Here is a 7749-nt window from a genome sequence, read left to right as displayed (position 1 = left end):
ACAACGCAGATTGGTGCTATTTGCCTTGCCCTACGGGGCGCAAGCTCGAAAACCATTGCTACGTTGTAAGCTTTGAAAAGTGAATAACAATTACCTCAGCTTACGCCTTGCATTGTTATCCGAGCTTGTGCCTGACAAAGCATTTTGAGGTAACATGGGTATAAATAATAACAGAAATACAATCATTTCCATAAAACTATCAACTAGTTTAGCTTATTACAAAATTCAGATGTTCAAATTGAATAAAAATAATACAAAATTAATAATCTGAATGTCCACTTTGGCTGACAGTTGCTTTGAATTATTCTCATTTTTAGGCTTTTGAAAATAAAAAAGAGCACCTCATGGTGCTCTTTTATATTGTATCTTAGCGACCGATACTGGCTTTTGCGACTAGCTTTATCGACTAGCTATTCCTAACAAATAATTCTGCTATCGACTGCTATCGACTGCTATTGATTGTTATTAACAATTGCTATTAACGATTGTTAGCAAACAAATATAGTAAGTTTATCTCTCCGTGTTGTCTTTTTCGATTAAGGCTAAAATCACTGGCACTATTTGATTAATAGCACCAACACAAAGACTTAATATTGCGACATATTCCCAACCCATGTTTAGCTCCTTTTTGTTCCAACTTAACGGCTGTCACGTTGTTTTTTCAGATGCAGCCAGTGTAGAAAAGAAGGTGAATCTAAATAAGTGAGAACTGTCATGGGTTCAGATGACAAAAGTCATATATTGGCGTTTTTATATTTATTAACGGCTATTTAATCAGCTTTAGCAGTGATTTAAATCGCTCGCCACTGGCTTGATGCTGTAGTTCAAATAAGCATGACTCAGTATTGGTTGTTCGTGCGCCTAATTGCGTCATCATTTGAATACCCAGTTGTTTGTTTTCAACAGTGCGTGAAGATACCGCATCGGCGACAAGATGGACGTTATAGCGATTAGAGAGTAAATCTTGGCAGGTTTGGTAAACACAAACGTGGGTTTCAATACCGGCAAGAATAATATCTGTGCGATTAAGTCTGGCTAACTGCTGCTGAAACTCTGGACTTTGCCAAGCGCTGAAATATGACTTAGGAATAACTTGAGTCGTTTTACTCAGTAGTGCAGCTAACTCCTCTGTGGTGCCGCCCAATTTATCGGGCAATTGCTCAACCCATAAAATTGGAATATCAAACAGCTGCGCTCCTTGAATAAGAATGCCCAGTTGTTTGTGGAGTTCGGGAGATTGTTGCATGACTTGGGCAAGTTTACCCTGAACATCAATGATCACTAATACCGATTTATCTGTGGTTAACATGGCCATTCCTTACTACTGGAGAATTAGGTGTATGAGTCATATTGAGTAAACGATACTTTTGCACTAATGACTATTGTCGAAAAGTCGAACAAGCTTAATCAGCGTTAAACGGTAAGTGAGTTATCCTGTAAATCTAATACGGTGATGCTGTTATGGTTATGGCTATGGATATGACTATGGCTAAGCAGCTATGACTGCGTTGCTATTGCTATTGCTATTGCTATTGCTATTGCTATAGATATCGATAAAGAGATAGAGCTGCAACTGGGCCTTCAAGGAAGAGTAATGAACAAGCGAATTATTATATGTGCCGACGGTACTTGGAACCGACCTGAAGAAGACATTAACCAAGATCAAGCGACCAATGTGCTGCGTCTAGCGAGAGCCATTAGCCCCGTCGCTGCCGATGGCACTCCCCAACAGGTATTTTATGACTGGGGAGTAGGCTCTTATTACGACGGCATCATTGGTGGCGCAACTGGAAGAGGTCTGCATAAAAATATTGTCGATGGCTACCGATATATCGTGCAAAATTATCAAGCGGGTGACGCCATTTACTTATTTGGCTTCAGCCGAGGCTCTTATACCATGCGCTGCTTGTGTGGACTGATTAATAACTGCGGCATCGTAAAACGCCCTGATGCCAAGCTCATTCAACAAGCTTTTGACCACTATAAAACCCAAGCTTCAGCATATGCACCAGATGGCGCGAAGTCATTGGCATTTAGGCAGCAGCATTCGCATCCTTCGCGAGATATTGAGTTTGTTGGTGTATGGGACACGGTGGGCGCAATGGGGATCCCCAGCTCTTTTTTAGGCTTGTTTGAAGATAAAGATGAGTTTTATGACACGAAAATTGGCAGCAATGTCAAAGTGGCTCGCCATGCACTAGCGATTGATGAGCTTCGACAAGATTTCGAGCCGACAATTTGGCAACCTAAAAATACCATGGATATGAAACAAGTTTGGTTTGCGGGGGCCCACAGTAATATTGGTGGCAGCTACCAAGCTGACAAGAATGGGCAGATGTTATCGGATAATGCTTTGTTATGGATGTTGTCTGAAGCTCGAGCGAATAGCTTAAGTATTGAGGCACATTTAATTAATCAGGTTTCACCAACCCCTTTAGCTAAATTGCATAACTCGCGACGTAGCTTTTATCGTGTTAAACGTAAACTGTATCGAGATATGGCCCCAATGGGTCTGCCAATGTTGATCCATCAATCGGTAAAAGATCGTTGGGATAATGACCCCAAATACCGACCTAAGAATCTTCAAGACTTAATAAAGCAATATGGCTGGCCCAGTGAACTCGTGTTATAACGCATTCAATAGTCTTAATAAATTGCTAGAATAGCGTTTTAGCGCTGGTTTATTAAAACTGGATTCATTTTTACGTTATTGGTTACATTAACCGTGACTTCACTTATCAAAGGATTTTTAGTGGCTCATTTTGTTGCTCATCGATTTATATTCACCTTAAGTTTCACTTTAGCGTTATCGGTACTAGGCATTTGTGGCAATGCAGCGGCTACAGAAGTGTTAGCAACGAAAGCTTTAGTGAGCAAAGATATAGTAAACAAAGCTTTAGTAGATAAAAGCATTCCTGCTAAACGGGTGATTGCGTTATCTCCTCATGCAGTAGAAATGCTATATGCCATAGGTGCAGGCGAGACGATTGTTGCTACCACGGATCATGCAGACTTTCCTGAGCAAGCTAAGAATATCCCGAGTATTGGCGGCTATTATGGCATTCAGATGGAGCGAGTGATTGAGCTAAATCCAGACCTTATTGTGGTGTGGGAAAGTGGCAATAAAATGGAAGACATTGGTCAATTAAAACAGCTAGGTTTTAATGTGTTTAATAGCGATCCTAAAAGCCTAGATGATGTGGCCAAAGAGCTAGAACAATTAGGTGAACTAACAGGGAATCAACAGCAAGCTAAGCGAGTGGCTAATGATTACCGCAAACAGTTATCGCTCATTCGCAGTGAAAACCAACAAAAGCCTGCTGTGAAAGTCTTTTATCAATTATGGTCAACGCCATTAATGACGGTATCAAAGGGCAGTTGGATAGAGCATATTATCAGTGCTTGTCATGGCGAGAATGTATTTATCGATGCTGCCAGTGAATACCCACAGATAAGCGTTGAGAATGTACTGTTAACCGGTGCAGAAGTGGTTCTTCAAAGCCAAGATGAAGGTAATGTGATTGGTGTCGATTGGTCAACGTGGCCTGAATTACCCGCAGTAAAAAATAATCATATCTATCAGCTTAATGCGGATTTACTGCATCGCGCTTCCCCAAGAGCCATACTAGGTGTGCAAGCACTTTGTGACGCTTTAGATAACGTCAGAGCGCAATGACATCTGACTTATACTCACAAGCTATATGTTTAGCTGTTATCAAAACACAGCGAGATAAGATCCAAGCTCTAAAGTATAAGACATAACCTTTCCTGTTGTGATTCACCTATTGCCAATAAAGTGTCCGCTCGGACACTTTCCTTTTATGCGGACACTTTTTCAGTGTGTCCGCGGACACATTCTATTGCGTTAAAAGAACTACAATTTAATTAAGTTTATGATTTTAATTGTTTTTAATTTTCTGGCACGCCCTGTGCTATCTGTTAGGTATCAATATCGAATTAGCGGACTAGATAACCATCTAACGGACATTATCTAGCGAGTTTCAAGGAACTGAGATGATTAAAGATACCAGCGGACAAGATACTGTCGTTAAGCCAAGTGCTTCTAAAAAACTCCGTATGCCAGTCATTATTGGCACAGTAGGTGTGTTAATGAGCGCCTTAGTGTGGGCAAGCATTGGACATGATTCATCGATTCGTTCAATTGAAAGCAAAGACTTACGTTTAGCCACGGTAACTCGTGGCACTTTGGTTCGTGATATCGCTACCACAGGTAAAATCGTTGCGGCCAATGCGCCTATTTTGTATAGCACTGAACAAGGTGTCGTGACGCTATTGAGTCAGCCTGGTGATCAAGTTGAACCCAACCAAGTTGTTGCTCAAATCGATAGCCCTAAATTACGCAGTCGTTTTCAACAAGAGCAATCGGTATATGCCTCAATGGAAAGTGATTTAGAGCGCGCCAAGTTAGATGCACGCCGTGAGCAATTACGAGTCACCCAAATACTGGATATGGCGAAAGTTGATTTGGAAGCCGCAGACAGAGAAAGCCGCCGAGGCGATCAATTGATTCAAAACAGCTTGATTAGCCGAATTGATTTTGAGAAAGGTAAAGATGAGTTACGCAAAGCTAATTTAATGCATCAGCATGCGATTCAAGAAGTCGATTTGATGCGCGATACCTTAACGTTCGAACTGAAAAATCGCGCTTTGGAAGTCGATAGACAAGCCTTGGTTGTGACTGAGCTTGCTCGTCAGATCTCAGCATTAGAAGTTAAGGCACCGGTTAAAGGCATTATTGGTAACTGGTTGGTTGAACAAAAAGCACGAATTGGTGCCAGTCAGCCTATTTTAACGGTTGTGGATTTAAGCGCCTTTGAAGCAGAGCTTGCTGTACCTGAGTCTTACGCAGACGATTTAGGTATTGGCATGGAAGTGGAACTGAGTTTTGGCAGCGTCAATGTTATGGGTCACTTGTCTTCTATTTCACCTGAAGTAAGAAATCGTGAGGTAACCGCGCGAGTTAGGTTTAATCCTGAACCGAGCTTATCACTACGTCAAAACCAACGTTTATCAGCAAGGGTGTTATTAGAGAATCGCCCGAATGTATTAATGGTAAAACGTGGTGACTTTTTAAATCGTGGTGGTTCAACTGCATTTGTGATGAATCAAGATATGGCAGTTAAAACGCCAGTGATACTAGGCGCTAGAAGCATGAGCCAAGTTGAAATCGTCGACGGTGGTAAAGAAGGTGATGTATGGGTGGTGTCTGGCACCGAAGCATTTAGAAACGATGAACAGATTCAAATTAGATAAATGTTAACCCTATTGGATTACAACAGCATTAAGTAAGGACACCACAATGAAATTATCTCAAACAAAACCAATCACTGGCTTTATCGCGTTGATGTTTTTGAGTTTAGCGGTGAGTTATCGCATAGATGAAAGCTTTAACTGGTTGTCATTTAGTTTTCAAATTATTGACCTAACAGATCAACTCGCAGATCAGGTTAGTTATGGATTAAGCAGCGACATAGTGCAGGTGCTATTTGAATTAGATTTTGCCACTGCTATACAGATTATTGTGCAGTTTTAGCACTGTAAATAACCATTTTATTAACCAACTTATAGAATAAATAATGATAACTAGCGCTAAAGCATTAGCTAGTTAAACAAGGAAAGAACACATGTTATCAATGAAAAATATTAGCAAAGTATTTAAAACGGACTTAGTAGAAACTCATGCTTTACGTGACTTTAATCTTGAAGTTGAAGAAGGGGAGTTTGTCGCGGTTACAGGGCCATCAGGCTCAGGAAAAACCACCTTTTTGAATATTGCAGGTTTACTTGAAGGGTTTACCTCTGGCGAATTCTGTCTTGATGGTGTCAATGTATCTAACTTAAGCGATAACCACAGCGCTAAAGTCAGAAATGAGAAAATTGGTTTTATTTTCCAAGGTTTTAACCTTATCCCAGACCTTAATTTAGCTGAAAATGTTGAAGTGCCTTTACGTTATCGTGGTTTTAATCGCGCTGAGCGTAATCGCCGGGTGGAATCAGCGTTAGAGCAAGTAGGATTAGCAGCGCGTATGAAGCATTTACCGTCACAATTGTCAGGTGGCCAGCAGCAACGTGTTGCGATTGCTAGAGCCTTAGCTGGCGAGCCAAGGTTTTTATTAGCCGATGAGCCAACGGGTAATTTAGACAGCTTAATGGCGCGCCAAGTGATGGAGCTACTAGAAAACATCAATCAAACGGGAACCACGATTATTATGGTGACCCATGATGCAGAATTGGCTCGACGTGCCCAGCGCAATATTCAAATCGTTGATGGCCAAGTGTGTGACTTCTCTATGTATCAAAAAGCCGAACAATCTGTTGTAACCGATTTACAGCAAGCTGCTGGCTTACAACAAGCTGCAAGTAGCAATGGATAATCTGAGTAGGAGATAAGCTTATGTTTTTATATTATTGCGATCTTGCTTGGCGCAGCATCAAGAAAACCCCAATGCTATCCATGCTAATGGTTTTAGCGATTTCAATTGGTATTGGGATTACGATTACTACGCTCAATGTTTACAAAACCATGTCATATAATCCTGCCGGAGACAGAAGTGATAGTATCAATTCCATTCAGCTTTGGAGCCAAGGCTTAGATACCTGGGATGATTTTCAGTCGAATATTACTTACACAGATGTCATTAATCTACGTAATAATAACGAGTTAGCGCTTAAGGCTGCATCATTTCGTACTGGGCTGGCGATGCAATCTGATAATCAAGATATTGAGCCTGTGTTAAAAAGTATTCGAATCACAGACAGAGACTTTTTTAGCATTTTCGAGGTGCCATTTTTATATGGTGAGCGTTGGAGTAAAACGGTCGATAGTCAGCCTGCTTATCAAGTGGTGATCGGTGAGAAACTCAATCAAACGTTTTTTGATGGACAAAACAGTGTCGGTAAAACCATCTACCTTAATCGTAAGCCTTACCAAGTGGTGGGAGTGATTAAAGAATGGAATCCACAACCTAAATACTATGATCCTCTGAACGGTGCATTCAATGATGCTGAAGAGGTGTTCATTCCATTCTCACTGACTGAGCAAGAAGAGTTTGATGTTTGGGGCAATACCAGTGGCTGGAAATTTGAGCCAATGTTGACCTATCAAGACCGCTTAAATTCTGAAAAAACCTGGATTCAGTTTTGGGCGTTATTACCAACGGCTGCCGACAAGCAACAGTTGCAAACTTGGCTTGCTCAGTATGTTGAACAACAACGCAGCTTTGGTCGTTTCACTGATACTGCTAAAACTCCGCAAGAGTCTTTTCAAATTAGTGATGTGGCGCTATGGCTTGAGAATAATGATGTCGTGCCAAGAGATAACAAAATTTTAGTCGGCCTCAGCGTACTGTTTTTGAGTGTGTGTTTGGTCAATATTTTAGGTTTATTGCTAACTAAGTTTTTAAAACGCGCGCCAGAAGTGGGTGTTCGCCGCGCCATTGGTGCCAGCCGTGGGCAGATATTTTCCCAGTATATGGTGGAAGTGGGCTTAATCGGTTTTATTGGCGGCATTGTAGGGTTGTTGTGGGCTTGGGGGGCATTAACTGTGCTGCATGCCGAGTTTAATGTCGACCCGAGTGTCACAGGGTTAGATACCAGCATGTGGATTATCACACCACTAATTGCCATATCAACGGCAGTACTAGCAGGAGTGTATCCTGCTTGGGTAGTGTGCCGCACTAAGCCTAGCGTGTATTTAAAAGCGCAGTAGTGAGCAAAGAAAGGAATTCA

At 41.4% G+C, this 7749-nt stretch carries 7 protein-coding genes; 6 read left to right on the top strand and 1 reads right to left on the bottom strand.

The annotated features are described in order from the left end of the window. Positions 1-766: 766 nt before the first annotated feature. Positions 767-1309 carry a hydrolase gene (locus LMH66_RS06615; RefSeq protein ID WP_229368997.1) on the bottom strand — a complete coding sequence of 181 codons (543 nt, stop codon included), beginning with the start codon at positions 1307-1309 and terminating at the stop codon, positions 767-769. A 285-nt stretch (positions 1310-1594) separates the two neighbouring features. Here LMH66_RS06615 and LMH66_RS06610 point away from each other — a divergent pair, with 285 nt between their 5' ends. The 6 genes from LMH66_RS06610 (at position 1595) to LMH66_RS06585 (ending at position 7729) form a co-directional block, all read left to right on the top strand. Then, complete coding sequence (locus LMH66_RS06610) at positions 1595-2632, top strand: DUF2235 domain-containing protein (RefSeq protein ID WP_229368996.1); 1038 nt, start codon at positions 1595-1597, stop codon at positions 2630-2632. A 237-nt stretch (positions 2633-2869) separates the two neighbouring features. Then, positions 2870-3676: a cobalamin-binding protein gene (locus LMH66_RS06605; RefSeq protein ID WP_324295161.1), complete on the top strand. Its 807-nt coding sequence runs from the start codon at positions 2870-2872 to the stop codon at positions 3674-3676. 338 nt (positions 3677-4014) lie between these two features. Then, on the top strand, positions 4015-5274 hold the full coding sequence (locus LMH66_RS06600; protein ID WP_229368995.1) for an efflux RND transporter periplasmic adaptor subunit: 1260 nt from the start codon (positions 4015-4017) through the stop codon (positions 5272-5274). Between the two features lie 46 nt (positions 5275-5320). After that, complete coding sequence (locus tag LMH66_RS06595) at positions 5321-5554, top strand: hypothetical protein (protein WP_102526143.1); 234 nt, start codon at positions 5321-5323, stop codon at positions 5552-5554. A gap of 91 nt (positions 5555-5645) precedes the next feature. Then, positions 5646-6395: an ABC transporter ATP-binding protein gene (locus tag LMH66_RS06590; protein ID WP_229368994.1), complete on the top strand. Its 750-nt coding sequence runs from the start codon at positions 5646-5648 to the stop codon at positions 6393-6395. Between the two features lie 20 nt (positions 6396-6415). Further along, on the top strand, positions 6416-7729 hold the full coding sequence (locus LMH66_RS06585; protein WP_229368993.1) for an ABC transporter permease: 1314 nt from the start codon (positions 6416-6418) through the stop codon (positions 7727-7729). Positions 7730-7749: the final 20 nt, after the last annotated feature.

It is taken from the genome of Shewanella sp. 10N.7 (genome assembly GCF_020806285.1).
GTDB classification, from domain to species: Bacteria; Pseudomonadota; Gammaproteobacteria; order Enterobacterales; family Shewanellaceae; genus Shewanella; species Shewanella electrodiphila.
This window is presented reverse-complemented; position numbering and strand designations above follow the sequence as displayed.

Excerpts from the sequence above, each read along its gene's own strand:
- LMH66_RS06590 (WP_229368994.1), top strand. The coding sequence starts at position 5,646 with ATGTTATCAATGAAAAATATTAGCAAAGTATTTAAAACGGACTTAGTA.
- LMH66_RS06595 (WP_102526143.1), top strand. The coding sequence starts at position 5,321 with ATGAAATTATCTCAAACAAAACCAATCACTGGCTTTATCGCGTTGATG.
- LMH66_RS06600 (WP_229368995.1), top strand. The coding sequence starts at position 4,015 with ATGATTAAAGATACCAGCGGACAAGATACTGTCGTTAAGCCAAGTGCT.
- LMH66_RS06610 (WP_229368996.1), top strand. The coding sequence starts at position 1,595 with ATGAACAAGCGAATTATTATATGTGCCGACGGTACTTGGAACCGACCT.
- LMH66_RS06615 (WP_229368997.1), bottom strand. The coding sequence starts at position 1,309 with ATGTTAACCACAGATAAATCGGTATTAGTGATCATTGATGTTCAGGGT.
- LMH66_RS06585 (WP_229368993.1), top strand. The coding sequence starts at position 6,416 with ATGTTTTTATATTATTGCGATCTTGCTTGGCGCAGCATCAAGAAAACC.